Annotated in this window: 21 protein-coding genes; 6 read left to right on the forward strand and 15 right to left on the reverse strand. The window is 39.8% G+C overall.

Translation table 11 applies throughout. From position 1 onward, the window contains the following. Positions 1-10: 10 nt before the first annotated feature. Positions 11-1,717 (reverse strand): IS1634 family transposase, encoded by a 1,707-nt coding sequence (locus EC328_RS10165; RefSeq protein WP_128426688.1) that lies wholly within the window; start codon positions 1,715-1,717, stop codon positions 11-13. 224 nt (positions 1,718-1,941) lie between these two features. On the opposite strand from EC328_RS10165, the gene EC328_RS11675 reads away from it, so the two are divergent. Both EC328_RS11675 and EC328_RS10175 read left to right on the forward strand, forming a co-directional pair. Continuing rightward, the gene (locus tag EC328_RS11675; protein ID WP_206363857.1) at positions 1,942-3,018 is read left to right on the forward strand and encodes a hypothetical protein; all 1,077 of its coding nucleotides are present in this window, start codon (positions 1,942-1,944) and stop codon (positions 3,016-3,018) included. Between the two features lie 44 nt (positions 3,019-3,062). Further along, complete coding sequence (locus EC328_RS10175; RefSeq protein WP_128425665.1) at positions 3,063-4,850, forward strand: IS1634 family transposase; 1,788 nt, start codon at positions 3,063-3,065, stop codon at positions 4,848-4,850. 331 nt (positions 4,851-5,181) lie between these two features. On the opposite strand, the gene EC328_RS10180 is transcribed toward EC328_RS10175, so the two are convergent. The 11 genes from EC328_RS10180 to EC328_RS10230 form a co-directional block, all read right to left on the reverse strand. Next, positions 5,182-5,583, reverse strand: a complete 402-nt coding sequence (locus tag EC328_RS10180; RefSeq protein WP_128426689.1) for a hypothetical protein — start codon at positions 5,581-5,583, stop codon at positions 5,182-5,184. 382 nt (positions 5,584-5,965) lie between these two features. Continuing rightward, positions 5,966-6,241 (reverse strand): hypothetical protein, encoded by a 276-nt coding sequence (locus EC328_RS10185; protein ID WP_128426690.1) that lies wholly within the window; start codon positions 6,239-6,241, stop codon positions 5,966-5,968. A gap of 407 nt (positions 6,242-6,648) precedes the next feature. Then, a complete protein-coding gene (locus tag EC328_RS10190; RefSeq protein WP_128426691.1) occupies positions 6,649-7,872 on the reverse strand; it encodes an FprA family A-type flavoprotein in 1,224 nt (407 codons plus the stop codon). A gap of 180 nt (positions 7,873-8,052) precedes the next feature. Beyond that, a complete protein-coding gene (locus tag EC328_RS10195) occupies positions 8,053-8,370 on the reverse strand; it encodes a hypothetical protein (protein ID WP_128426692.1) in 318 nt (105 codons plus the stop codon). A 69-nt stretch (positions 8,371-8,439) separates the two neighbouring features. Beyond that, positions 8,440-8,715 (reverse strand): DUF1905 domain-containing protein, encoded by a 276-nt coding sequence (locus tag EC328_RS10200; RefSeq protein WP_240671479.1) that lies wholly within the window; start codon positions 8,713-8,715, stop codon positions 8,440-8,442. A gap of 27 nt (positions 8,716-8,742) precedes the next feature. Beyond that, positions 8,743-9,702 (reverse strand): threonine ammonia-lyase, encoded by a 960-nt coding sequence (locus EC328_RS10205; RefSeq protein ID WP_128426693.1) that lies wholly within the window; start codon positions 9,700-9,702, stop codon positions 8,743-8,745. Continuing rightward, the gene (locus tag EC328_RS10210; protein WP_128426694.1) at positions 9,696-10,517 is read right to left on the reverse strand and encodes a DODA-type extradiol aromatic ring-opening family dioxygenase; all 822 of its coding nucleotides are present in this window, start codon (positions 10,515-10,517) and stop codon (positions 9,696-9,698) included. Before EC328_RS10210 ends, EC328_RS10205 begins: the two co-directional genes overlap by 7 nt. Positions 10,518-10,560: 43 nt before the next feature. Next, positions 10,561-11,565, reverse strand: a complete 1,005-nt coding sequence (locus EC328_RS10215; protein ID WP_128426695.1) for an ABC transporter permease — start codon at positions 11,563-11,565, stop codon at positions 10,561-10,563. 13 nt (positions 11,566-11,578) lie between these two features. Then, positions 11,579-12,619: an ABC transporter permease gene (locus tag EC328_RS10220; protein ID WP_128426696.1), complete on the reverse strand. Its 1,041-nt coding sequence runs from the start codon at positions 12,617-12,619 to the stop codon at positions 11,579-11,581. A 75-nt stretch (positions 12,620-12,694) separates the two neighbouring features. Continuing rightward, entirely contained in the window at positions 12,695-13,549 is an 855-nt protein-coding gene (locus EC328_RS10225; RefSeq protein ID WP_128426697.1) for an ABC transporter ATP-binding protein, read from the reverse strand. Positions 13,550-13,598: 49 nt separating this feature from the next. Next, complete coding sequence (locus tag EC328_RS10230; RefSeq protein WP_128426698.1) at positions 13,599-14,801, reverse strand: efflux RND transporter periplasmic adaptor subunit; 1,203 nt, start codon at positions 14,799-14,801, stop codon at positions 13,599-13,601. A gap of 370 nt (positions 14,802-15,171) precedes the next feature. Between EC328_RS10230 and EC328_RS10235 the strand changes: the two genes are divergently transcribed. Genes EC328_RS10235 through EC328_RS10245 form a run of 3 tightly spaced genes read left to right on the forward strand, consistent with a single transcriptional unit; the run spans position 15,172 to position 17,370 of the window. Then, a complete protein-coding gene (locus tag EC328_RS10235) occupies positions 15,172-16,470 on the forward strand; it encodes an alpha/beta hydrolase family protein (protein WP_128426699.1) in 1,299 nt (432 codons plus the stop codon). A gap of 2 nt (positions 16,471-16,472) precedes the next feature. Next, positions 16,473-16,928 (forward strand): LytTR family DNA-binding domain-containing protein, encoded by a 456-nt coding sequence (locus EC328_RS10240; RefSeq protein ID WP_128426700.1) that lies wholly within the window; start codon positions 16,473-16,475, stop codon positions 16,926-16,928. Continuing rightward, complete coding sequence (locus EC328_RS10245; protein ID WP_128426701.1) at positions 16,918-17,370, forward strand: DUF3021 family protein; 453 nt, start codon at positions 16,918-16,920, stop codon at positions 17,368-17,370. Before EC328_RS10240 ends, EC328_RS10245 begins: the two co-directional genes overlap by 11 nt. Before the next feature lie 103 nt (positions 17,371-17,473). Here EC328_RS10245 and EC328_RS10250 read toward each other — a convergent pair whose 3' ends face one another. From EC328_RS10250 to EC328_RS10260, 3 genes are read right to left on the reverse strand one after another with little or no spacing between them, the layout of a single operon-like run. Next, positions 17,474-18,631, reverse strand: a complete 1,158-nt coding sequence (locus tag EC328_RS10250) for a pyridoxal phosphate-dependent aminotransferase (protein ID WP_128426702.1) — start codon at positions 18,629-18,631, stop codon at positions 17,474-17,476. A 36-nt stretch (positions 18,632-18,667) separates the two neighbouring features. Beyond that, entirely contained in the window at positions 18,668-22,183 is a 3,516-nt protein-coding gene (nifJ, locus tag EC328_RS10255) for a pyruvate:ferredoxin (flavodoxin) oxidoreductase (protein WP_128426703.1), read from the reverse strand. A 21-nt stretch (positions 22,184-22,204) separates the two neighbouring features. Beyond that, positions 22,205-23,665 carry a 4-hydroxyphenylacetate 3-hydroxylase family protein gene (locus EC328_RS10260; RefSeq protein ID WP_128426704.1) on the reverse strand — a complete coding sequence of 487 codons (1,461 nt, stop codon included), beginning with the start codon at positions 23,663-23,665 and terminating at the stop codon, positions 22,205-22,207. 260 nt (positions 23,666-23,925) lie between these two features. Between EC328_RS10260 and EC328_RS10265 the strand changes: the two genes are divergently transcribed. Then, on the forward strand, positions 23,926-25,632 hold the full coding sequence (locus EC328_RS10265) for a sigma-54 interaction domain-containing protein (RefSeq protein WP_164906098.1): 1,707 nt from the start codon (positions 23,926-23,928) through the stop codon (positions 25,630-25,632). Positions 25,633-25,663: the final 31 nt, after the last annotated feature.

A 25,663-nucleotide genomic window follows, 5' to 3' on the forward strand; every position in this document is an offset into this window, starting at 1 on the left:
GCCTACCCCCTTACAATCCTTCAATCATTTTTAGTTGACTGTTAATGCTTATCGCTTGTTCACGAATGTTTCTTTCAGTCAGATCAAATGCCTTAAGTATTTCCTTTTGTGTTGCGGTCACGGCATGATCCAAACGGTAATTGCCATCACTCTGACGAATCATCTCTATTTTTTCCAGTTCCCTAAGAGCTGCTGGAACAGTCATGTAATTCTCGCTTTTGTTGTTTTTCTTCATCTGATCTTTCAAATAGGTGTAAAACTTGTTGCGTATGATCAGTGCGACAAACTCAATGAATATCTTGCTATTGACCGATTCACTTCCATGTACCCTGAAGCTTTTGTTGCCCAGATATGACTTGTCTCCTCGGAAGAGTTTCTCAGAACCGTCTCTACTTTTATAGAGTTCAAGCGCTTCTTCTGCTGTCATTTTTTCAGATGTGATTATTATGAAATATCCGCACAGCTTAATTTCCCTATCAATCACGTCTTGGCGCTCTCTTGCGAACATAAAGATTCTTTCATCCCCCTGACCATGATAAAAGGGTTCAAAGTAATGGCATAAAGCACTCGGACATTCATATCCCATCTTCCCTTCTTGGGATTTTAGATATGAGACCATCCTGTCGATTTTTTCTTCCAGCTGTTCGCGTTCGCTTGTTCTCTTGCTTTCGTTAAAGTATATGTGAAAATATCTGTCTTTCTCATCAGAAGGGAACAGTCTCCCTTTCACGGTGGTTCCGCTTACTTTATAGTCCCGAATACTGTGTTTTCGGCTCTCTTCAAAAGTTCCTTTATTCTCCATCACCAGACTATGGGCATACTTTTTCATACCTTTCATCATGATGACGAAGTCATAACCGCATTTGTCCATATACCGGATGTTTTCTTTACTGAAATACCCTCGATCCAGAATGAATCCAACGTGTCGATAGCCATAGCCTTCTGTTTTTTCAAGCATGTACTGTAGCTGTGACACATCTACTATGCTTCCGGGATACATTTCATAAAATAACGGTTCTCTATTGTTCTTATCGTATGCTATGGAGTAATTCAGTATCGGTTTGTTTTGATCATCCTTGGCATGGCCAAATTCAACAAAATCCACATCGCCAGCCTGACAATTTTTGTTCGTCGAATCATAGGATATGTAGATTTTTTCTCTGTGATCCCGATTTTCATTCCATCTGTTGAGAAATTCAACGCTTTGATCTTTCTTGATTGAAGCTATGAAATCAGACACTTTAGAATCGCTGTACATTCTCATTTTACTGGTAAATAGCGGATGATTGTATGCATAATCAGGATAGTACTGACCAGCATTGTTTTCAGTGATGATGGTATAAATCGCGAGATCCAAAAAGAGTCCACCGTCTTTTCCTATTAGATCTCCCAATAGATCATCCAAGTGATATTCGGCGATGATTCTTTTCAGAACCATATGTGCGCCGACTCTTAAGCAAGCACTTCTACGGGAGGATTTCTTTTCTTCAGGAAGCTTTGCTTCCGGATAAAAAATCAAGTATTTTTCGTTCGGAATCATCATAGTTGGATCGTCTTCACAGAGCTTTCCGATAGGTGTACTTTTAGGAATACTATACTTTTTTTCCGGGTCATAAATGCGATCTGTTTGATAATAAATGTAGGTAGTTCCTCTGATTTTCTTCCTCGTAACTTTTCCTTTTTCCTCAGGTATTTTCACTCTCACATCAGCGTACATATTGGCCCCCTATAGAGAGTTAATTAACTCTCTATAATAATACCATATTTCACTGGGAAAATCAATAAAAATCTGCTTTTCCCGTTGAAAAACAGACGTTTTCAGAGCATCAAAAACACTATTCGAATCCCTGAGAGTTAATTAGATTGGAAGTTCAGACATATCTACCCAAGCCTAATATACGAAAACCCAGATACGGCGCTCATCCGTCCAAATTGGGCGTCATGGGTCCTGAATTTGCTACGGTAGTCACTGCCATAGATAACAGAGGGTACTGTGTTTGTGAGGTCTCTGCGCTTGGAAAAATAACAGAAGATGTGATTGTAGACTTCGTAGAAAAACATGTGAATAATCCTGCTTTCATATGTTCAGATGCAAATACTGTTTATAACAAAATATGCAGCTTACTCGACATTCCACATTATATCAAGCCTTCTAACTATGACGACATTCTAAAGAAAAGTGGATATGAGGAACCTGATGATACCGATCCAACGAAGGCAGCTATTACGAGGACTAACAATGAAAGACTTCTGGAAAAGCTTTATTTTGCAGAGAAGATCGACTATATAAGTAATAGGGGGAATCTTTCATATCAAGAATTGCTTCAATTAAAAAGAGCAAATGGGCTAAATCTTGCCCGTGTGAACGAGCTGCATAAAGACATTAAGAACTTTATCAATAGAGGAATGACGAATGTATCAACAAAATATCTTCAGGATTATATTGGATTTTTCACTTACATTAGGAATTGGAGAGTCACCAATGGAAAGTATCCAACTTCCATCAAAGATGCTGAGGAGATTTTTGTTGAGATCTTAAGGAAAAATGTTAACTATACCATAGGTGATGCCAGGGCTCAACAAATAGAGATACCAAAGCCAAGTACCAGATATGTGACACTCCTTGATCTCAATACCGAAAAGGCAAGAAATGCCAGCAATAATAAGTATTTTAAATTTAGTGAAGAAGATGGGGTTAGAACATTTAATAAGAGAGAGTATCTTTTAGACCAGCCAAAATCAAAGCTCTATGCAATATGTAAAGAGAGTAAATTAACGAAATACAGGAAATTAGCCCTTTATTCGCTGGTTAGTTTGATATTGAAGCAACCAAACATTGAAGATATAATCTATAAGTTAATTTCCGAGGACCAACATATTAAAATATCGCAAGAGGATTTCCTGACTTTGGAAGGAAAACAAATAAAAATAAATAGCATAACTTCTAAAACCTTGAATTCTCAAACGAATTCAGGGTTTTATTTTGGAAAAACATGGTTTAACTATGTACACTTATAATCACTTATGATATAATATAAGTAAATAGGTGTTGGAGGTGCCAGATGTATATCACAATCAGCGGAAAAGGAAGTCATCGCATTGTCCAGTTGCGTGATGATCGACGAGTTCCAGGCACAGATAAAAGAAAAGCGGTCATCGTAAAAAATTATGGTAACTATGAAAAGTTGCTGGCAGAAAACCCTCATATCATTGAGGAACTGAAAGAAGAAGCAAAGCGCTTAACACGGGAAAAGAATGCTGAGTCTGCTCCAATTACCTTAACTGTGCCCACAAAAGAGATTACCTCCGCCGAAGACGTGACGTCTTCGTTCCGTTTCGGACACGCCCTGATTCAGAACCTCTGGAGAGAACTGAAATTGGAGAAGTTCTTTGAACGATATGCTGGAAAAAGAGATCCTGAAGAGCTAATACAAAGCATCTTCTACCTCTTGGCTAGGAGATGTACGGATCCCGGCAGTATTTACAGCTGTTATCAAGTACAGAGCCAATATGCTGGTCATACGGAACAGACTTTGGATGCACTCTATGGAGTTTTGGATATCCTAGCAGAGTCTAAAGAGGATCTCATTGAATTCCTATCTGTTTTCTTCCAGAAGAAAACGAAACGAAAGAATGGTTGCGCCTATTACGATGTCACCACTCATTCCTTTGAGAGCACCAAATGGGGTGAACTGAGAATGTTTGGTTTCTCAAAATCCCACAAAAACAATGAAGTTCAAGTAGTTATGGGACTTCTAATTGATAACAATGGGATTCCTGTAACCTATGAACTTTTTCCTGGAAACACTATGGATCAGTCAACTTTAACGAAGTCAGTGGAAAGACTGAGAGAGTTATATCGTTTAGAGAAGATCACAGTAGTCGCAGATAGAGGACTTAATAGTGGTACAAACCTAGGCTACCTATGCTCACAGGATCATAACTTTGTAATCAGCTATACGCTGAAACGATCCACGCAAGAGTTTAAAAAACTGGCCTTGAATCCAGAGGGATGGAAAGTGACTTCGGTAAACAAAGAGAGCGGCGAGGTTCTGACCATGGAGAAAGTGGTGGAACAAACATTGGAATACAAGACAGAAGGTCTAGCGCTGGACGCACCGGAGGGTGCGGAAGAAGGCATAAAGAAGAAGCGTGGACGACCTAAAAAGTATCAACACCATACTGTTCCGGTGAAGATCCATCTGACATGGAGCGCTAAAAGAGCGTCGAAAGACCGCGGTGATCGGCAACGAATGCTTGAAAAACTGATGAAAAAAATGGATAAGCCTTATCAGATGAAAGCAGCGGTGAAAAGAGGGGTAAACCAGTTCTTGGAGATGGAACTGGAGACAGAAAACTGGAAAATCAGCGAAGAGAAAATTAGGGAATCTGAAAAATATGATGGATATTACGCTATCATCACGAACAATCTAGAGTTATCAACCCTTGAAGTAGTTGAAATCTATCGTGGTTTGTGGAGAATCGAAGAGAGTTTTAGGATCATGAAGACAGATTTACAGGCGACCCCTGCTTTTGTTTGGACCGATAAACACATCGAAGGACACTTTGCATTGTGCTTTTTAGCCTTAACTATTATGAGATATCTACAGTATAAGATTGCAGATCACACTGGAGCGCAGGTATCCGCTGCAAATCTCATGGAAGCTTTGTCAGGACCTACCGTTATTACGCAGGGAACTTATCCCAGTATTACCGTAACCCCGATCAATATAAACCAGACATACCTGGACATCAGTAAGATTCTTGGCATGGCCGCACTCAGACAGAATATGACTTTGACTCAGTTTCGGAGTGCAACAAAATTGAATTTAGTGAAGAATCTAGAATAAGTGTACAAAAAAACCGTTGGAAACGAGGTGTAAACCAGGTGTTTCCAACGGTTTTATTAATATTAAGTTCTAAAGTCAGGATTGAAGATATAATCTATAAGTTAATTTCCGAGGACCAACATATTAAAATATCGCAAGAGGATTTAGATGCAATGACAGCAGATCGCTTCAGACATTAAGAGAGCCACCAGGATGACCCTGATGGCTTTTTATTTAGCTATCTTTACTATGTATCATTGTTTTCCCCTTTTTAGACTCTGTATGAAGATATTGTGGATTTTTGGCAAAATTTTAGGGAACTCGTTAGAAAGTTCCCTATCAAAATACTGTTCTATTCTATTGGTATGTAACCAATAACTTCGAAGCTATCACTATCACAAACAATACGTGCAAAGTCGTGGCCTGACCTTTCACCAATAGTAATAATCCAGTCAGTAGAATCAACAGAATTTTCATCTGCTTTGGAGTTTACTAAATGTACAAACTCCCATGTTTTTTCATCTGCATTTTCTATTGTTATTATGTTTGTGTCTATACGGTCTTTTGAAGCAAACTCTGAGTTTTTAATAAAGTTTATACTGTTATTGACAGCCTTCTGTTGTTCAGGTGATAATGAAATCTCATTATTTGAATCAGCTACGAGAGTTGGAATGTCATTGTCATCAACTGATGAGCACCCCACCGTAAATAATAGAGTACAAAGGATGATGAATACTAATTTGTTTATTTTCATTTTTACCTCCTCAGAAATTATGATTTTGATATTATAATTTGATGAGTGTCATGTATTAAAAGTTGCTTATCTTTCAAAGATCTCTTCTCGCTCTTGAAAAACTCCAGCCATTAAAACCAGTGTAGATAGTTGGCTAAATATTTAGTTAAGACACCTTTAAACCTCTGCATTCATACTCTTAAATTTCCATGGGAAAAATTAATGTTCTGTATGTGATAGATTCCTTCTTTAAATTTTCCGTTCTCAATCTGAACAAGAGATATGTCACCTTTCTTGGCATATTTTTGCAGCTGGCAACGGAATCAGTGCATAGAATTGAATCTTCCTCAATTCTGTCATCAAAAAACTTCTCTAAGTGTGTATTGCTTATTCTTCCTTATATTTATCTGTTACTCATCTGCATCAAGTGAAGCACTTTCAAACCCTTATCTGTGATTTCGTACTTCCCACGCTTGTTTTGGTATGGAAGTACACACCCGAAAGCTATGAGCTCATTAATTATCTGATTCGTCTTAAGCTTCGAGAAGTGAGCCATATCAGCTATTTCTTGCTGAGACAATGGCACAAAGAAGTCATCTTTAACCTTGACCCGATTCTCATGCATCAGCTTAAGTAACTTATATCTGTCATTTGCGAAAAACTCTAAGTTATATTCCATGGTCAACACACTCCGTAGTTTACAGTATTTACCTTCTTATAATATATATAACATTGTGGTTTGAATTATTCAACTACAAAAGTGTATCAAAACTAAATAATATTTAGAATATTTAAAGATTTTTTTGATTAATTCGCAACTTGAAGCACATAAAAAACATAAAAAATAGCACATATTGTATTACGAACATACAACATATGCTATAATTTAATATTTAATATACAAGATGTGGTGTATTAATGCTTATCAGTCACTAAACGGAAAATATAAACAATTACATTGACCGTTTCATCCCAAACTGAGCTGTATGCATTAATCGAGTTAACTCTAATACGCAATATATCAGTTAAATCAGTCTTATATTGAAAACCTGCAGTAGACTTGACTGCAGGTTTTCACTTTACTTCTTACTCCACTATTTTTCCCTTCATCTTCCCGATAAGCTGAAGGATCCCTTCCTCTATCTTCCTAAGGTCTTCCTCCTTTGGTGAACCTTCAAATTCAACTGAAGGTACAAAGTCCCATTTCATCTTGTTTCTTTCAATTATTTCTGCTAACTCCTTTTCAGCCCCTCCAGACCATCCGAATGAACCGAATCTAAATGCTGCCTTGTTGCTTACCTTCTTTCTTCCCAGCTCATCCAATGCAGTAGCTACTGGAGGGAACAGCTTGTACTCATAGGTTGGAGCTGCTATTATAACCCCTGCAGATTTAAATACTGTAGCTACCATTTCACTTTCGCTCTCAAGAGGCATCTCAAGCTTGTTGTACTTGATGCCTTCTCTTTCTAGTATTGTTTCAGCATGAGCTATTGCTTTTCCGGTCATTCCATACATGGATCCCCATAGAATCGTGATCTCATTCTTCCCGGCCCCTTCAGCATACTGTGAATATCTGCTATAGTCATCCATTATTTTCTCTACATTGTTTCTGTACAACGGACCATGCCCTGGTGCGATCGTCGTAATATCCAGCTCCCTTGCCTTCTGAATAGCTTTCCTAAGCATAGGTGTAAAGGTTGTCATAACGTTTGAATAATATCTTATTGCTTCACATTCGAAGAAAACATCTTCCTCCGGTGTCATTTCGTCATCGAATACATGGTCCCCCATCTTCCCGAAGGATCCGAACATGTCACATGAGAATAAGGTTTTGGTGCTTTTCTCATAGGTATACATAGTGTCAGGCCAATGTACATTTGGTACCAGGTGGAAGCTGAAAACCTTGCCCCTGCCAAGATCAAGAGTATCTCCTTCTTTTACGACCCTTATCCTGTCTTCTCCGTAAAACGAAGAAACCATCTTTGCCGCCTTATCAGTACATACTATAGTGAAGTCATCCTTTATTTTCATAAAATTGGATATCCAACCGGAATGGTCGGGCTCCATGTGGTTTACAATAAGATAGTCAATTCCCTTTGGATCTACACCTATCTCTCCAAGACTTTTATAAAGCGTCTCAGGTACTCCATCCCAGCCTATGACACCATCGATAATTGCAGTTTTTTCACCTTGAACCACATAAGAATTTAGCGTTACCCCGCTTGCAAGCTCCCAGATCCCCTCGAAGAGAACATTGTCAACATTCAGTGTAAACATATGAACTCCATCTGCTATTTTAACCTTCCTCATTTATAACCCTCCTTCTGATTGTCACTATGGAACTTTTACCCATTTACGTAGATTATACTACAGCATGAATTCCATTTCAGCTATCCTTAGTATATTTGAAAATTTCGCTCCTTATTAAATTGATGCTGACAAATACCAGTTATATGCAAAAAAGTTAAAAGCAAGGCTCCACCTTCCTTTTTACTTATACTGCGATGCGATATCACCGGCTGTTTTTATAAAAAGCTTAAAAGTACTGCCTTCAATCAGGTCGTCCAGGAGTTCAATCACCTCTCTGCTATTTCTGGCTACCTCGATTACATAGTATAAGAATGATGCAAAAAGCAGCATCAGCATCAGACCATCTCCCCTTGAAATGACAATATTGCTATTTTGATCAATGACGCTGTCGACTCCATGAGCAAATAAAGACAAAGCAGAGAGTATCATAAACGGAATTTCTTTTTTTATAGTTTGCCTTTCAACGGAAAGTGGAAATATGATGGCAGCAGCTCCCAATATTATCAGCTTATGATCCTTGAGGTGAAAGCCTAACCTATTTGAATATTAAAAAGTCCCTATACTCTTTCAGAAATTATAACCTTTACCATGTCTCCCGGACCCTTTTTTTATTTTTTCTCGAATATCGTTCCTCATGCCTATGATATAACAGACAAAACCATCAGGATTCTTTATGCCCATATTTACTATGCTCCCATCATAGGGCTCTCCATCAAAGGTGTCATGGACATTAACTCTTTCCTTGCCAAATTCCGATTTGACATCATATGGAAATACAGCAAAAGCTCCATCGATAACAGGCACTTTCTTGATTTTAGCATTGAATTCATATACTCTATTCACCTATTGTCACCTAGGTTCATTTGATAATCATATCTCAATATTTTCAAATTTGGCAAATTGATCCATTCCAATATTGCCGCCAGAAATAAAGAAGACTACCTTATCCTCAGGCTTGAATTCTAACTCCCCTTGTAAGACTGCTCCCAAAGTGATACAGGATGATATCTCCGCCAATAGCTTACCCTCTGTAAGGAATAATTTAGTGGCTTTCAGAATACTCTCTTCCTCTACTGTTACTATCTTATCCACGTACTTCTCCACTATCGGGTAATTTAGCTCCCCCGGGCATAGTGTCTGCAGCCCGTCTGCAACTGACTTAGAATCTGGTTCCAATGTGATTGGGTGTCCGGCATCAAAACTTTTTGTATATCTTGATACAGCATCCGGCTCTACTCCAATGACCTTGATTTTTGGATCCGTCTCTTTGATTGCAGTGGAGATTCCGCTTATTAATCCACCTCCGCCTATTGGAACTACGACATAATCTACATCAGGAAGCTGTTCGAGGATCTCCAGACCTGCAGTCCCCTGGCCTGCCATGATATCGTAGTCATCAAACGGAGATATGAAGCTGAGATTTTTCTCCTCACTTAGTTTCTTTGCGACATTAAATCTCTCTGATGGAATACTGAATACTATCTCTGCACCGAAGGACCTTATCCCTTCAACTTTTATCCTTGGAGCTGTCTCAGGAACAACTACATATGCTTTTGTACCCAGCTGTGTCGCAGCAAATGCTATAGCCTTGCCATGATTTCCTGAGGATGCTGTAATGATTCCATTTTTAAGCATCTCATCAGACAGCGACATTGCAGCATTAAGTGCTCCACGGACTTTAAATGAGTTGGTTTTTTGAAATGACTCCAGCTTGGTATAAACCTTACACCCTAAATATTCATCGAGATTATTTAGTCTAAGTAATGGTGTTTTGTAAATAAAAGGCGAAATCCTTTTTTGTGCCTCATGAATAGTTGACAGTGTTAACATACATACCTCCAAAGGAATGCAACTGCTCTTTTCCCCAGGATATAGTCGTCAAATGCCTTTTCTGCGATACCTGTTGAGAGTCCAACGCAAACATGCAGCGGAAGAAGATGCTCCTCCCGTGGATGACAGTACCTTGCATTAGGTAATTTGTCCCAATCCTTGAATTCATTAAACCTCTCTTCTTCATCCAGTTCATCACAGCATATTTCTATGAGTCTATCCTGAAACTCATTATTTCTGGGATCCTCTATCTCCCTCCCGGCAAAATCAAAGGCTCTCATGTTATGAAATGAGAATCCGGAACCTATGATCAAAATGTTATCCTCCAACAGTTTTCTTAAAGCCTTGCCTATTTTGAGGTGAGTCAAAGGATCAAGGTTATGGTTAAGTGATATCTGTATTACAGGTATGTCGGCATCCGGGTACATCATCCTCAATGGTATGTAAGAGCCATGGTCATAAGGTCTGTTATTGTTTAACTTAGCCTCGATCCCACTATCCTGAAGCAGCTTCGCTACTCTTAATGCCAGCTCTGTGTTACCCTTGCACGGATATTTGATTGAATACGCTTCTTCAGGAAAACCATAATAATCATACAGGATCTCAGGTGCATTCCCACTTTGAACAGCAACTATATTTTCTTCCCAATGAGCACTGAACACTATTATCGATTCCGGTTTATGAAGCTTTAGAGGAAGTGCTTCCATAAAATCGATCATCTTTTTGTGTGATGGATCACCCAATACTGGAAGCGGTCCGCCTCCATGCGAAAAGTATACGACTTGTCCCCTTTTATTTGATTCTTTATTATCCATATTTGTTCTCCTTTCAATTTCTATTATTTAGTATAAGTAAAGATCACTCTAACCCCTTCCTGATTTTAGGTGCCAGAAGTAAAAATACCGCTACACTTATCAGCAGGACCATTCCTGAGTACTTCAATATTTCCAGGAGCGAACCACTATTTGTCAGCACCAGATCATTGCCTTTATAGGTCCAGTAGAATGGTATCCAGTAAAACAGGACCTGCCACTTATCAGATAAAAGCTCTTCGCCTGCAATACTTCCAAATAGAGGAAGAAAAAGTATTTTCATATTCCCGGCAGCATTCATTACATCGTCATTGTTGATACCTTCAAAAAATCCTACAAGTATGCTTATTATACAAGAGGTGCTTACCATCAGAAGTGCATGAAAGTAGTTGATATCTCTGAAACCTGTAATCAGCAGGATCAGTAAAGATCCAACAATTGGGACAAAGACTCCTATTAAGCTTTTACCTGCGATAAACTCAAGTCTGGAAACAGGTGAAAGATGTATAGCACTTATTGTGTCCTCAGTTTTTTCTTCGACGATATTCAAGGCAATGATCATACCTCCCAGTGCTGATGTTAATATCATGGAAACATTTACCATTATTTTCTTAAGTGGCGGGATATCCCTTCCATAGTCCAGTATTTCAGCTAATGAATCGTCTACACCAATATCGTAATGATGAAAGGTTATCAGCTGCTTCACAGGATCCACGACATATTGAGGCTCATTACCCTGATTAAGTACGTAGTATTCATTATTTTTACCTGGTAATACGCCTATTATATTATCTCTTTTCCTTACTCTTGTCTCGATTTCATCTATCGAATCCATCAATTCCACCTTAGCAAATTGCTGAAAAAATTCACTTTGCCCCTGGTTTTCACCCTTCAGCAATACTACTTCAACAGTTGTATCATTTATTCCAGGAGAAAATACATTAATCATTATCGCAAACAATATCGGTGCGATCAGTATGTACAAAATCAGGAAGTTCCTTATACCTATCTTCAGATCCCTCTGGAATATCAAGAGTATCCTTTTGATCATTATTAACACTCCTTCATAGGGTCAGGGTCTTATTGAATCTATCGTTTGCAAGAATAAATATATTGAGCCCCAGCACTGCAAAAGCAAGTGATGCTACCATCACATAGGCTATATTCCCATTAACGGTAATTATTTCCTTAAAGCTCTGAAGCATGATGTAGCTTGGTATGATCTTCACCCAGTCCGGATCCCAACTCGGTGTAAAATATGAGATATTAGGCATTATCATTATAACGATCAGAATGTACATTACACCAAATGCTTCGATTATATCCTTATAGAAGCTTGTAAGATATAGTCCCAGAGAAGCAGCGAAAAAACCTGATGTTACAAGGAACAAAAGCAAAGCAGGGTAATTGGGCTGAAGTCCCATTATTGGTATTGTGATCACCAGAGATGTTAATATGGATGTCATGATTATAACCCCTATTTTACTCAAAAGATACTGCCAGACAGTAGAGGCTGTAATGGCATAAGCTTTGATTATGCCCTCGTTTTTATCCAGGAATATGTAAGCAGCAATAACAAACATGCTCATTAAGCTCCCATTTAATGTCAAGAAAACAGGAAGCATGCTTTGTCTGTCGCTTAATGGCTCCGACTCCCGGAACAAGCTTCGGACCTGAATATTGTCAGAGTACTCCTCAATGATTTTATTGCTTGCAAATCTATTGTTGTATACCATCAGTAAATTCTTCAGCTTTTGAGTCTCATATCCCTGGAGATAGTAGGTGTGCACGATTTGGTATTTTTCATTCACCCGGATATGTACCGCAGGTACTCTTTCTGCGTTTGAAAATGCATTCAGTGCATCTATGCTGTCCAACAGATAGATCTCTGATTCCTCAGTCTCATAAAGCTCTGCCATGAAAAAGCTACCATTTGCCTTTACCTCCACTATCTTGACAGTCTCATCCAAGTCCTCATCGAGAAGACTATCCCTGTATTTTTCTTCCAACGCCTTCGGCAATTCCAAATATATGTACTCCTTGCTTGTGTTGTCGAAGTTTTCAGGAACAACAAACAACAGTATCATGAGCAGTACTACCGACATCCCAATCTCTATATAAAAATACCAGCTTTTCGACGATAAAATGATTTCTTTTGAAAAACTGTACCATAATTTCACTTAAACCAATCCCCTTCCCGTGACTTTAATGAATATCTCCTCAAGGGTGGCTTCTTTGGTATGCATGGTTTGAATATCATATTTTTTTATTACTTCAATCAGCTTGTTCTTATCCTCCTCAAATACCGTAGAAAACTTTTCAATTGTCTGCTCTCCGTCTCTTATATATTCTACCTCCACGAGTTTTTCACCATACTTTAATTTTAGTTGCTTTGGCGAATCAATCAATCTAATTTTGCCGTCCACTATAAAGGCTACTCTATCGCACAATTCATCAGCAATGAACATGTTGTGAGTGGTCAGAAATACTGTTACACCCTTTTCATTTTCAGCCTTGATTATATCCTTTATTATTGATGCTATCGCCGGATCAAGACCAGTTGTAGGTTCATCAAGAAACCATATTTCAGGGTTATTTATCATTGATCTTGCAAAGGTCAGTCTATGCTTCATCCCCTTTGAATACTTCCCTGCCTTGATGTTTTCCTTTCCATCCAATCCAACCAATTTTATCAATTCCATGGGATCTCTTGTCTCAACATCAAACAGCTTCCTATAAAATTCAAGGTTTTCAAGGCCTGACATCTTATTGTATACATTGGATTGCTCGAAGGACATTCCTATCTTATTGAACATTTTATTCTTAATATGTTTGATATCATATCCAGCGACCTCAACCTCACCTTTTTGAAACTCCAGGAGACCAACAAGTATGTTTTGTGTTGTTGACTTTCCAGCTCCTGAAGGACCCAGGAATCCAAATATCTCACCCTTCTCTATTTCAAAGCTGACGTCGTTTACTGCATAATTTTCATCATTGCTATATGAGTGATAAAGGTTCTTAACTTTTATCATTTTTTCCCTCTTTTCATAGGATTACTCTAAGTGCGAACTGCTCTCAAGCTCAGTTGTCCTGATAGTTCAGAATAACGAGATCGCCTTTACTTAGACCCGACTTTACCTCCACCTGATTATCCATCTCCAGGCCAATGGTTACTTCTCTCTCAGCAGGCTTTCCATTTTCAAGTATCTTAACATAGTTTCTGGAATCCATTTGGTATACTGAACCCTTTGGAATTAATATCGCTTCTTCTGATTCCTCAATAACCACCCTTGTATTTACTTCAATTCCATAAGAAACCTCATATTCTGTTTGTGGCAAATCGATCTCTACGGTTTGGCGGTTTTCCTTTTCACCAAGCACAGAAATCGTAGTGAACGCCTTGGGATATTTCTTGCCTACCTTTAAGTCGTCGATGTGGATGTCGAGTATTGAGTCATCTATTGAAGCCTTCATGCCTTCATTGATCTTCAGGGCATCCTCAACAATAAAATCCACTGACACGACTTTATTATTTGGATCCTGTATCTCCAATACCAAGGATCCAGGGTATGGCATATCTCCCTCAAAAGTATTTAGTTCAGTTATTACCCCATCAATATCAGTAACAATGGTAGAGTTATCTCGACTTCTCTCAAGTGCTTCCAGTGTTAACAGCAAAATATCGATTTCAGCCTCGTATTTCTCACGAGAGCTTAAAGAAACACCCTTTGTAAGCTGGTTATAGTTATTTTGAGCTATAGCCAATGCGCTGCCAAGCTGATCATAGTTATTGACTGCACTTTCAAGCTCCACAAGTGATACAGCACCATTTTTATATAGTTCTTCAATCCTTTCTTTATTCTTCATTGCCAAGTCCAGATCGCTTCTTATCCTTGATATTTCAATCTTTGCGTTGTTTACACTTTGTATATCCGTTCCATGTAGTATATCTTTGTATGTAGCTTCCAAAGCCTCGATTTGTTTTTCAACTTTTTGGATCTCCAAATCCATATTATCTTCAAATTTAACCAATATCTGCCCCTTATTGACTTTATCACCAAGCTCAATGGCTACAGCTTCAACCTTGCCCGATCCATTGCTATAATATTGCCTTATGTTTTTTGATCTTATAATGCCGACCTCTTCCACATACTTCTCCAATGATCCTCTTTTTACTTCAACTGTGTTGTACTTGGTTCCGATATTGCCCTTAGTCAAAAAATATACTATGGCTATACCAACAACTGATAGAATCAATACTGGAATCAAAATCTTCTTTTTCATAGTGACACCCCATCCCCATTGATTTTGATTAATCGCTTCAATGATAAGAATTCACAAAGTCAAATCGAGCTTTGAAAATTCGATGAAATAAATAAATTCCAATACATAAGTACCCTTATCAACAAGGCGCAAATCCTTTAGTTATTAAGGCTAAATCCCTAATCTTATAAGGTTGAAGCTATTTGGTTGCTATTTGCAGCTAAAAAAACTAAAAATACAGCCTACATTCCTTTGAGTTTGTACAATTTAGTATTTTCCAATAGATTTATGTATCTTGTCCTTCTAAAATGCAGCTCATCCTCTATCTGTTGTTTTAGCATTATTACGGTTCTATACTCAAGGTAGAATCTAAATCGGGGAGGTTTTTTATATGATCATTTTAACACTTGTTGTTTTGTTATCAATTGAGGGTATGTTTTTTACCTGGTCCATATTGACTAAGCAAACGCATTCGGAGGAGAAAGGTGTAGTCAATTTATCTATTTTGTTTCTGTTCGGAATACTTGTTTACTCAGGAGTATTCGTATGGAGTTTCAGGTATATTATGCTTTTTCTTTTACTGATTGCCCAATCAGCGTATTCAATTTTTGTTTTATTAAAAAGAGGTAAGAGGGAATATAGCATAGGGAAGAGTATTACCTGCCTGGTATCCAAAATTACACTTATATTAGTCTCTCTTTTGCCTTTATTCCTGTTTCCTCAGTATCAGGAGCTTCCTTTAAGCGGTACATATGATATTGACACTTCAAAATATACCTGGATAGATAACAGCAGGAAAGATACCTTTTCCGGATCAGAAGATAAGAGAGCACTTACAGTAGAATTCTGGTACCCATCAGATTCTAACGAGAAATATCCGTTGGTGGTATTTTCACACGGAGCTTTTGGCTTCAGCGGCAGTAATTATTCAACCTTTGCTGAATTAGCATCAAATGGATATATTGTGGCAAGCATTGGTCATACCCATCATGCCTTCTATACCATTGATACATCGGGTAAATTGACAACTGTCGATCAGAACTTCTTAAAAAGAGCAACTGAGATAAATGCGGTAATAGATTCTCAAGGTGAAGAAGATATATACAACACCACGAAAGAATGGATGAAGTTGAGAACTGAGGATATGAACTTTGTGCTTGACACCATACTCCTGGAATGTGAAAATGAGGTAACGGACAGATTTTTTGGAAATATCGACCCCGATAAAATTGGGGTTATTGGACACTCTCTTGGTGGAGCGGCCGCTGCTCAGATTGGCAGGGAACGCTCTGACATAGATGCTGCTATAGTACTTGATGGAACTATGCTGGGAGAAGAGATTGGATTTGAAAATGGCAAAGTAGTTCTTAATCCTGAGCCTTACCCTATACCACTTCTGAACCTATATGCCGAGGACCACTACACACTCTCAAAAGAGCTTGTGGGCGATGATTACGATAACCACTATGCATCAAATCGAGCTATATGCTCCTATGATATTGTTTTTAGGGGTGCTGGGCACCTTAATTTTACGGATCTTCCATTGTTTTCGCCCATTCTGGCCAATACTTTGGGGATAGGTGCAGTCGATCCCAGGTATTGTATCGAAAATACAAATAGAATTGTACTTACTTTTTTTGATGGTTATTTGAAGTATAATTGTGCTCCAGACCTGAAAGGGGAATACTGATTATGAGGGTTTGCATCAGGAATGTCAACGACAAAAATGAAGAATGTGTGGTAATCGAGTGTGTCGAGATCAGTCCTGAGGTGGAAAGTATCCGTTCCTATGCTCTCGCAAAAGGAACCATGTTAACAGGCTCTGCAGGTGAACAAATTTTTCAATTTGAACTTTCTGACGTTTTTTACTTCGAGGCTGTAGATGAAAGAGTTTTTGCATATACAAAAGCTAATGTATATGAGCTTAAAATAAGACTATACCAGCTGGAGGATGCATACTCGGACAGACACTTCATAAGATGCTCCAAATCGTTTGTAATAAACCTTATGAGATTGGATAGCATAAGCCCAGCCTTAAATGGCAGATTTTATGCAAATATGAAAAATGGCGAAAAAATAATCATTTCCCGACAGTACGTATCCGCACTTAAAAATATAGTTTTTGGGGGTAAGCATAATGGATTTTAGAACTTTCTTAATAAAAAAAGTATTGATGAGCTTTCTAATATCTGTTGTTTTCATTTGCACTTCCATAGCAGTAATTGGATTGATCTATGAACCCGAGGCATGCTTTGGATATGAAGCCTTTTTCTCACCGATAATTTTTGGGGCTGCAGCTGCTCTGGCCAATCTGGTCAATTACTCCTCTGTCGAGCTGACAGTCAGGCAGGCCGCCTTTCGCAGTTTCCTGCATCTAATTCTCCTCGAGCTAATAATTCTTTCGATTCTATACAGGTATGGATCAATCTCAAGCATTTCGATGGCTATAAGCCTTGGGCTATCAATATTAATAATATACTTTACTGTGTCTTTGGTTCTTTGGGTGAATGACAATAAGACTGCTAAGGAATTCAATCAGGCACTTAGAATCCTCCAGAAGGAATCAGATAACAAAGTAAAGGGTGTCTGACACTAAGCGGAACCTAATAATAACAAAAATTAAAATATAGCACTCTTAAGCGAGAATTATAAGAGTGCTATATTATATGCTGGGTATTGAGGATAGTTAGGATCTAATATGCTTTTCTTACATACTCATCTATCCTTCTCACTGCTTCCTTAAGGTTTTCATCGGAGTTGGCAAAAACCGTCCTGAAGTATCCTTCGCCCATGCTTCCAAATGCTGATCCTGGTACCACAACTACTCTGGCATGCTTTACAAGATCCTCTGCAAACTGCTCTGAGCTTACACCAAGCTCCTTAATATTAGCAAAGGCATAGAAGCTTCCCGGTGATTTCTTGCAGGTTATTCCTGGGATGCTGTTAAGCCCATCTATTAGTATGTCCCTTCTTCTAAGGTAGTCTGAATGCATTTTCCTGACCTCATCCTGGCTGCCTTGAAGGGCTTCCAGAGCAGCTCTTTGAGTAAATGTTGAAACGCAGGATACTATCCCTTCCTGCAGCTTGGGCATAGCAGAAATTATGCCCTCATGTCCGACTATGTAACCAATCCTCCATCCTGTCATGGCATGCGACTTTGAAAAGCTGTTGATGACAAGCACTTGATCCCTGACCTCAGGGATCTGTGCTATGCTGAAATATTCAAAGTCATCGAAGATAATCTTGTCATAAACTTCATCTGAGTAAACTATGAGGTCGTATTTTCTGACTAAGTCAGCAATTTTAATTATTTCATCCTTCGTTATTACTGATCCAAGAGGATTGCTTGGAGAGTTTAAAAGTATTGCTTTTGTCTTAGGTGTTATGGCTTTCTCTATGTCTTCAGCCTTTATACTGAAGTCATTCTCCTCATAAACAGGTACGCTTACCGGCCTCGCCCCTGCTACCATTACCTGCCCAACATAGTTTGGGAAGCATGGATCAGGTATTATTACTTCATCCCCCGGGTTGACAGTGGCAATCAAACACATTGTTATGGCTTCCATGCCGCCTACAGTGATCATTACATTCTCAAGGGTGTAGTCCCTTGAATATTTAAGATATTCCTTTGCAATGGCTTCTCGAAGCTCCGGCAAACCGGCATTTGGGCTGTAATGTGTGTAACCCTCATCGATAGCTCTTTTCGCAGCATCCTTGATGTTTTGTGGAGTATCAAAATTTGGCTCTCCGACCGTAAGCTTAACAACATCATCATATTTTTGTGCCAGGTCAAACATTTTTCTGATCCCTGAGGCTGGATAATTTAATGCAATATCTGATAAATAGCTCATTTATAGACCTCCAATTCATATTCAGTTCAAATATCTCTAGCGAGTCGCCATCTGTACATATCTTTCATATCTGAAATCAGCATCAGCCTTAGCCTTTTGAAATAACTCCTCTGCGGCATCAGGGAACAGCTTGTACAGAGATGAGAATCTTACCTCGCTTAGCATAAATTCCTTAAGGTCCTTTGTCGGCGCCTTGGAATCCAGCATAAATGGATTTCTTCCTTCCTTTTCAGCAAGCGGGTTATATCTGTACAGTGACCAGTAGCCAGCTTCAACAGCCTCTTTAGTATGAGGCATCGATTTTGCCATTCCAGCCTTGATTCCATGGTTTATACATGGCGAGTAAGCTATTACAAGTGAGGGTCCAGGATAGTTCTCTGCCTCCATTATCGCCTTTAATGTCTGGTTCTTGTCAGCACCCATGGCTATTTGAGCAACATAAACATACCCATAGCTCATTGCCATCATCCCCAGGTCTTTTTTCCTGATGTTTTTGCCACTGGATGCAAATTCAGCTATTGCAGCAGTAGGCGTAGCCTTGGAGGATTGACCACCTGTATTGGAATAAACCTCTGTGTCAAATACAAGTACGTTGACGTCCTCTCCTGAAGCAAGTACATGGTCCAGACCGCCATAGCCTATGTCGTAAGCCCAGCCATCTCCCCCGAATATCCAGTGTGACCTCTTGATAAAGTAATCTCTGTTGTCATATATATTTTTCAGAATATCAAAGTTTGCCTTTTCTTCCTCGAGAACTGAAATCAGTTTGTCTGCCCTTTCCCTTGTTTTGTCAGATGTGTCGAAACCTTCAAGCCAATCCCTGAGAGCCAACTCAACACTGGAGCTTACTCCTGATTCTATTGCTTCAATGGCAAGCTTTCTGGTTGCATCTCTAAGCTTTTTGACTCCCAGACACATCCCAAAGCCGTACTCTGCATTGTCCTCAAACAGTGAGAATCCCCAGGAAGGGCCGTACCCCTTTTCATTTGTCGTGTATGATACCTGAGGTGATCCTCCCCATACAGTTGAACAACCTGCTGCATTCGAAATCATCATCCTGTCGCCAAAAAGTTGGGTTATGAGCTTGGCATATGGAGTCTCTCCACAGCCGGCACAAGCACCAGAGAACTCTTGAAGCGGCTTAAGGAACTGGCTTCCCTTGACGCTTGCTGCAATCTTCTTTGGTATCTCCTTTGTCGGGATGTCCTTGGTAAAGTTCCAGTCACTGATGTACTTTTCTCTGTTATCTGCGAACGGCTCCATTTTTATAGCCTTGTCATTGACCGGACATACTTCAACACAGCTTCCGCATCCAGTGCAGTCCTGTCCTGAAATCGCCAGATGATATTGCATACCATCAAATCCTGTAGCTTTTATCGTTTCAAATCCCAGAGGACTATTCTTTATTTCTTCACCATCAAGCAGTATAGGTCTTATTACAGCATGCGGACAAACATATGAGCATTGGTTGCACTGAGTACATTGGGATGAGTACCACCTTGGAACATTGATAGCCACTTCTCTCTTCTCCCACGCCGTAACTCCAAGAGGGAACGATCCGTCCTCTCTTCCATTGAAAGCGCTTACAGGCAGCTTGTCTCCCTCTCTTCCATTCATAGGGAGGATAACATTCCTTATGAAATCAGGCATATCCGGATCCATTTCGATTGCTTTATCCTCTGCGTTCCTCCATGCTTCAGGTACCGAGATCTTTCTTATGCCTTCAAAGCCTTTGTTGATGGCAAGGTTGTTCATATCGACAATATTCTGACCCTTGCTTCCATAGGAGGCCTCAACCTCTTTCATAAGATGCTTCTCAACATCCTCCAAGGGTATTATGTCTGCAAGCTTAAAGAAAGCAGCCTGCATGATTATGTTTATCCTGCCTCCTAGTCCAAGCTCCTCTGCCAGCTCTACGGCATTTATGGTGTAAAACTCCACATCATTGTTGGCTATCGCTCTCTTGATAGCGGCTGGAAGCTTCCTATTCAACTCCTCTTCGCTCCAGATGCAGTTTAACAGGAATTTTCCACCCTTTTTGACTCCAGCAAGAAGATCATACTTGTCTACATAGGCTTGGTTATGGCATGCGATAAAGTCTGCTCTGTTGATCGTATAAGGCTCCTTGATAGGGACCTCTCCAAATCTTAAGTGGGAGATCGTAAGTCCTCCTGATTTCTTTGCATCATACTCAAAGTATGCCTGCGTATAGAAATCTGTGTTTGAGCTGATGATCTTTATTGCAGATTTATTGGCACTGACGGTTCCGTCCGATCCGTATCCCCAGAATTTGCAGGCTTTTATTCCCTTAGGAGTGGTGTCGATCTCTCTGTTACGTATCGGCAATGATTTGAAGGTCACATCGTCGATTATGCTTACGGAAAAATCATTTAAGGGCTTTTCCATGTTTAGATTGTCGAATACTGACAGGACATCCTCGGGCTTAAGATCCTTCGAGCTTAAGCCATATCTTCCGCCCACTATAAGAGGTTGATTGTCGGTATTGTAGAAAGCATTCTTGACGTCCATATACAATGGTTCTCCGTTTGACCCCGGCTCTTTAGTTCTGTCGAGAACAGCGATTCTCTTTACTGATTTGGGTATCGCATTCAGGAAGTACTCTGAAGCAAAGGGTCTGTAAAGGTGAACCTCAAGGACTCCAACCTTTTCTCCTTGGTTATTCAGGTAATCAACAACTCCGCTGATCGTTTCGCAGCTCGAACCCATTGCGATTATTATTCTTTCAGCATCAACTGCTCCATGGTAGTTGTAGAGCTTATAGTCTCTTTCCGTAAGCTTGTTGATCTCATCCATGTAGCCTTGCACGATTTCAGGAACAGCATCATAGTACTTATTTATGGCTTCGCGCATTTGGAAGAATACGTCTGGGTTTTGAGTAGTCCCCCTAAGAACGGGACGATTTGGGCTTAATGCATTATCTCTAAACGCCTTGACTGCATCCATATCCACTAGCCTGGAAAGCTCTTCATATTCCAATACTTCTATCTTTTGGACCTCATGAGATGTTCTGAACCCGTCGAAAAAGTGTAATACCGGTATACGGGATTTTATTGCACTAAGATGAGCAACTGCCGCCAGATCCATTACCTGCTGTACGCTGCTGGATGCAAGCAGAGTAAAGCCTGTTTGTCTGGTTGCCATGACATCCTGATGATCCCCGAAGATACTAAGCGCATTGGATGCCAGTGACCTTGCACTTACATGGAATACCGCGGGAAGAAGCTCTCCTGCAACCTTGTACATATTTGGTATCATCAGTAGAAGCCCTTGTGATGCTGTATATGTAGATGTGAGAGCTCCTGCCTGGAGTGAACCGTGAAGAGTCCCTGCTGCTCCACCCTCGGACTGCATTTCCTTGACCAACACAGTATCTCCAAATATGTTCCTTCTGCCGTTTGAGGACCATTCGTCTACTAATCCGGCCATTTGTGAGGAAGGTGTAATGGGGTATATTGCCGCAACATCAGTAAATGCATAGGATGCATATGCTGCCGCAGTATTTCCATCCATTGCTTCTGTTCTTCTTGCCATTAATGATCACCTCTATCCTTTCTATTTGTTATCATCGATTCCAGCGATATTTTTAGCCAGCTGCTTCTTCTGCTCCAAATCACTCTGTCTTGATATCATTATCCTTTGGGCCTGTGGAGAACCCGCTCCATGCATGGATTCTGTCCTATAACCAACTGCTGCAGTACCTAAGGTCATATTCTCTATAAGCCTAAGGATCCTCATTCTGTTTTCTGTTGGAACTGGTGCTGCTCCCTGAAGATACTTCTCTATGTATTTGCCAAGCACCGGATCACGCAGATCCTTTTCTGATGGCATAGTGACCATCAATCCACCGGCAATGTCCTCAGACAGCCTTGAGATCTCATATGGGAATCTGGTTACATTTTGCTTGCACACATTAGCAAGGAGCATATCTATCAAATAGTTTCCTGCTGCTGTCGGGCACCCTTCTGCAGAGCATGCGATCCCGCAGCTATAGATAGTCTCGTTCAAATGGGTCATTTCAATGAGCTTATCCTTGATGTGTGATGCCTTTTGTGCTCCGTTGTACTCAGCGGCCAGCGCTGCAGCACCTATGAGGACATCCCCTACTCCTACCTTGCAGCCACCGTAGCTTTGTCTGTGGTATCCTGCGAAGCGTTCCACCAGCATCCCTGCAAAATCAGTTTCACCATTCAGGAATATCCTTTCATTTGGAACAAATACATCTTCGAAAATCATAAGTGCTTCATGTCCGCCAAAATTTTTGTTCCCCAAATCTATGTCTGCATCCTCCTCCAGCTTTCTGGTATCACAGGATTGACGTCCGTAGATTATAATTATTCCTTCAGTATCTGAAGGTACAGAAAAGGCTATAGCATAATCCTTATCTTTATCTTTAAGGGATATCGTTGGCATGACAACAACCTCATGTGAGTTGACAATGCCAGTCTGATGTACCTTGGCTCCCCTTACAACTACTCCATCCTTCCTTCTTTCAACTACCCTCAGATACATATCAGGATCGTTCTGTTCTGATGGGCCTAAGCTTCTGTTGCCCTTAGGATCGGTCATAGCTCCGTCAACTGTATAGTCATTTTCCTGGATCATAGTCCAATACTTTTTAAAGTTCTCGAAATAATTAGTTCCATATGCCTGATCCACTTCGAAGGCAGTACTGTAAATTGCGTTTGCAGCGTCAAGTCCAACGCATCTTTGGAAACAGGATGCGGTTTTTTGACCAAGCATTCTTTGCATTTTGACCTTCTTTACAAGATCCTCAGTACTTTGATGCAAGTGGGTGAATCTGTTAACTTTATTACCTGTCAGGTTTGAAACAGCAGTCATTAGATCCTCATACTCAGGTTGCTGGGCCATTTCATAGGTCATTGCCACTGAGTTCATTGAAGGTTTTATCATTGGATGGTCCACAGGGTTCTCAACCCTCTCTCCAAACATGTAAACATTGAGATTTAACTTCCTTAAGCTTTCAATATACTGCTGTCGGGTCATTAAAGTCATATTGGTCACTTCCTTTCTTTTAGTAAAAAACTTCTGTATTATGTATAAGCAATATCCATGCCAATATGTATTATTTTTAGCAATCTTGTTTACAAATGCAAACATTGATATTTCATGCGTTACAGAGAATGAAACGAATAGATGGATCCAAATATAATATTTCGTCAGGATTGTTGAACCGTTATTGAAGTTATCTGATTGACTTTCGGTTCATTAACATATATCCTTTATTAAAATAAGGTATGAAAGGTGGAATTGGAATGAGTTATCTTTACAATACTAAACAATATTTGCAGTATACCTTCTTAATGGATAGAAATAGCACGATTTATCCTTGCGATGAAGCAGGCAACAGCTTTCTAAGGGATAATACCTTTGATTTGATACACTCACATATCCAGGGGATCAAGCTATCAGGAGTCATAACAAATACAACAATAATCTTTGAAAATAACAGCTATAACCTGAGAGTAATACCCTTTGATAATCTCTCCGAGGATTTTAGGGAGGACTACTTTGACAATGTCGATTTGGAGTATGTAATCACCCTTCAAAATCAGGCAATATTTGCCGATGTGATCCATGCGATGAATCATGTACACTTTCACAAGAATTACTTTGATACGATCCTCGATTCATACTCAGACGGTATATTCATTACGGCTGCTGACGGAACCGCCACCTATCTGAATAGCACTTATGAGGAGCTTACAGGTATGAATCGTGAGCAGATCATCGGGAAGAAGGTATACGACCTGGAAACTGCAGGATATTTTACTCCATTGGTCACTCCGACAGTCCTTAAAACGAATCAAGTGGTAACTGTTTTCCAGAGGTTTAAGACCGACAAGTTTGCATTCATAACCGGTACTCCCATTTATAACAACCTTGGTGAACCAGTATTGATACTTATTTGTGCAAATGCCTTCGAGTATGCTAATTCAATAAAAAAGTCCCAATATTCATGGGACACTCCTGCACCTATCTCGATGCAGCTTTATGAGGACAGCTCGATAGATATAATAGCCGAAAGCGTTGAGATGAGACATGCACTACAGGATGCTTTCCGGATTGCGGCATATGATGTCCATGTCCTGATACTTGGGGATTCTGGCACAGGAAAGGAAGTAGTGTCTTCTCTTATACATACATCAAGTAAAAGAAGACAACAGCCATTCTTAAAGATAAATTGCAGCAATCTTTCCCCAACACTTCTTGAGTCGGAGTTGTTTGGCTATGAAGCTGGGTCATTCACAGGGGCCTTAAACAAGGGGAAGCCAGGTCTGCTTGAGATTGCCGGAAAAGGGACAGTGTTGTTGGATGAGATAGGTGAAATGTCAACTCAGCTTCAGGCTAAGCTTCTTCGTGTTCTACAGAGTGGAGAAGCGTTCAGGGTAGGAGGGACAAAACCTATAAAAATAAATGCCAGGCTGATAGCTTCTACAAATAGAGATCTAAAGAGAATGATTTCAGAAGGGACCTTCAGAAAGGATTTGTATTACCGTCTAAACGTTGCAACGATAATGCTGCCCTCCCTTAACGAGCGTAGAGAGGATATTGCTCCATTGCTTCAACACTTTTTGTATATTTACAACAAGAAATATGGGATGAATAAAAAATTTTCTGCAGAGCTTATCGAGATTCTGGAAGAATATACTTGGCCTGGTAATGTGCGGGAGCTTAAAAATATTGTTGAGAGACTGCTGATCATGTGTATAGACGATTTGCTGTTACCGAAACATCTTTACTCTAAATATTTCTCATTTGAGGAGACCGGAGTTCAGCAGGGCGATATATTGATAAATGGAATCCCAATGCTTGCTGAGGCAATCAGTGCTGTAGAAAAAACAATTGTTACAAGAGCTCTTGAAGCCACAAAAAGCACACGAAAGGCTGCCGAGCTTATAGGTGTAAGTCAATCCACGATAATGAGAAAAATCAAGGATCATAATATCAGTGTAAAGTAACACCTTAAAGGCTGGGGATTCACTTCCCCAG

The organism is Gudongella oleilytica (assembly GCF_004101785.1).
GTDB classification, from domain to species: domain Bacteria; phylum Bacillota; class Clostridia; order Tissierellales; family Tissierellaceae; genus Gudongella; species Gudongella oleilytica.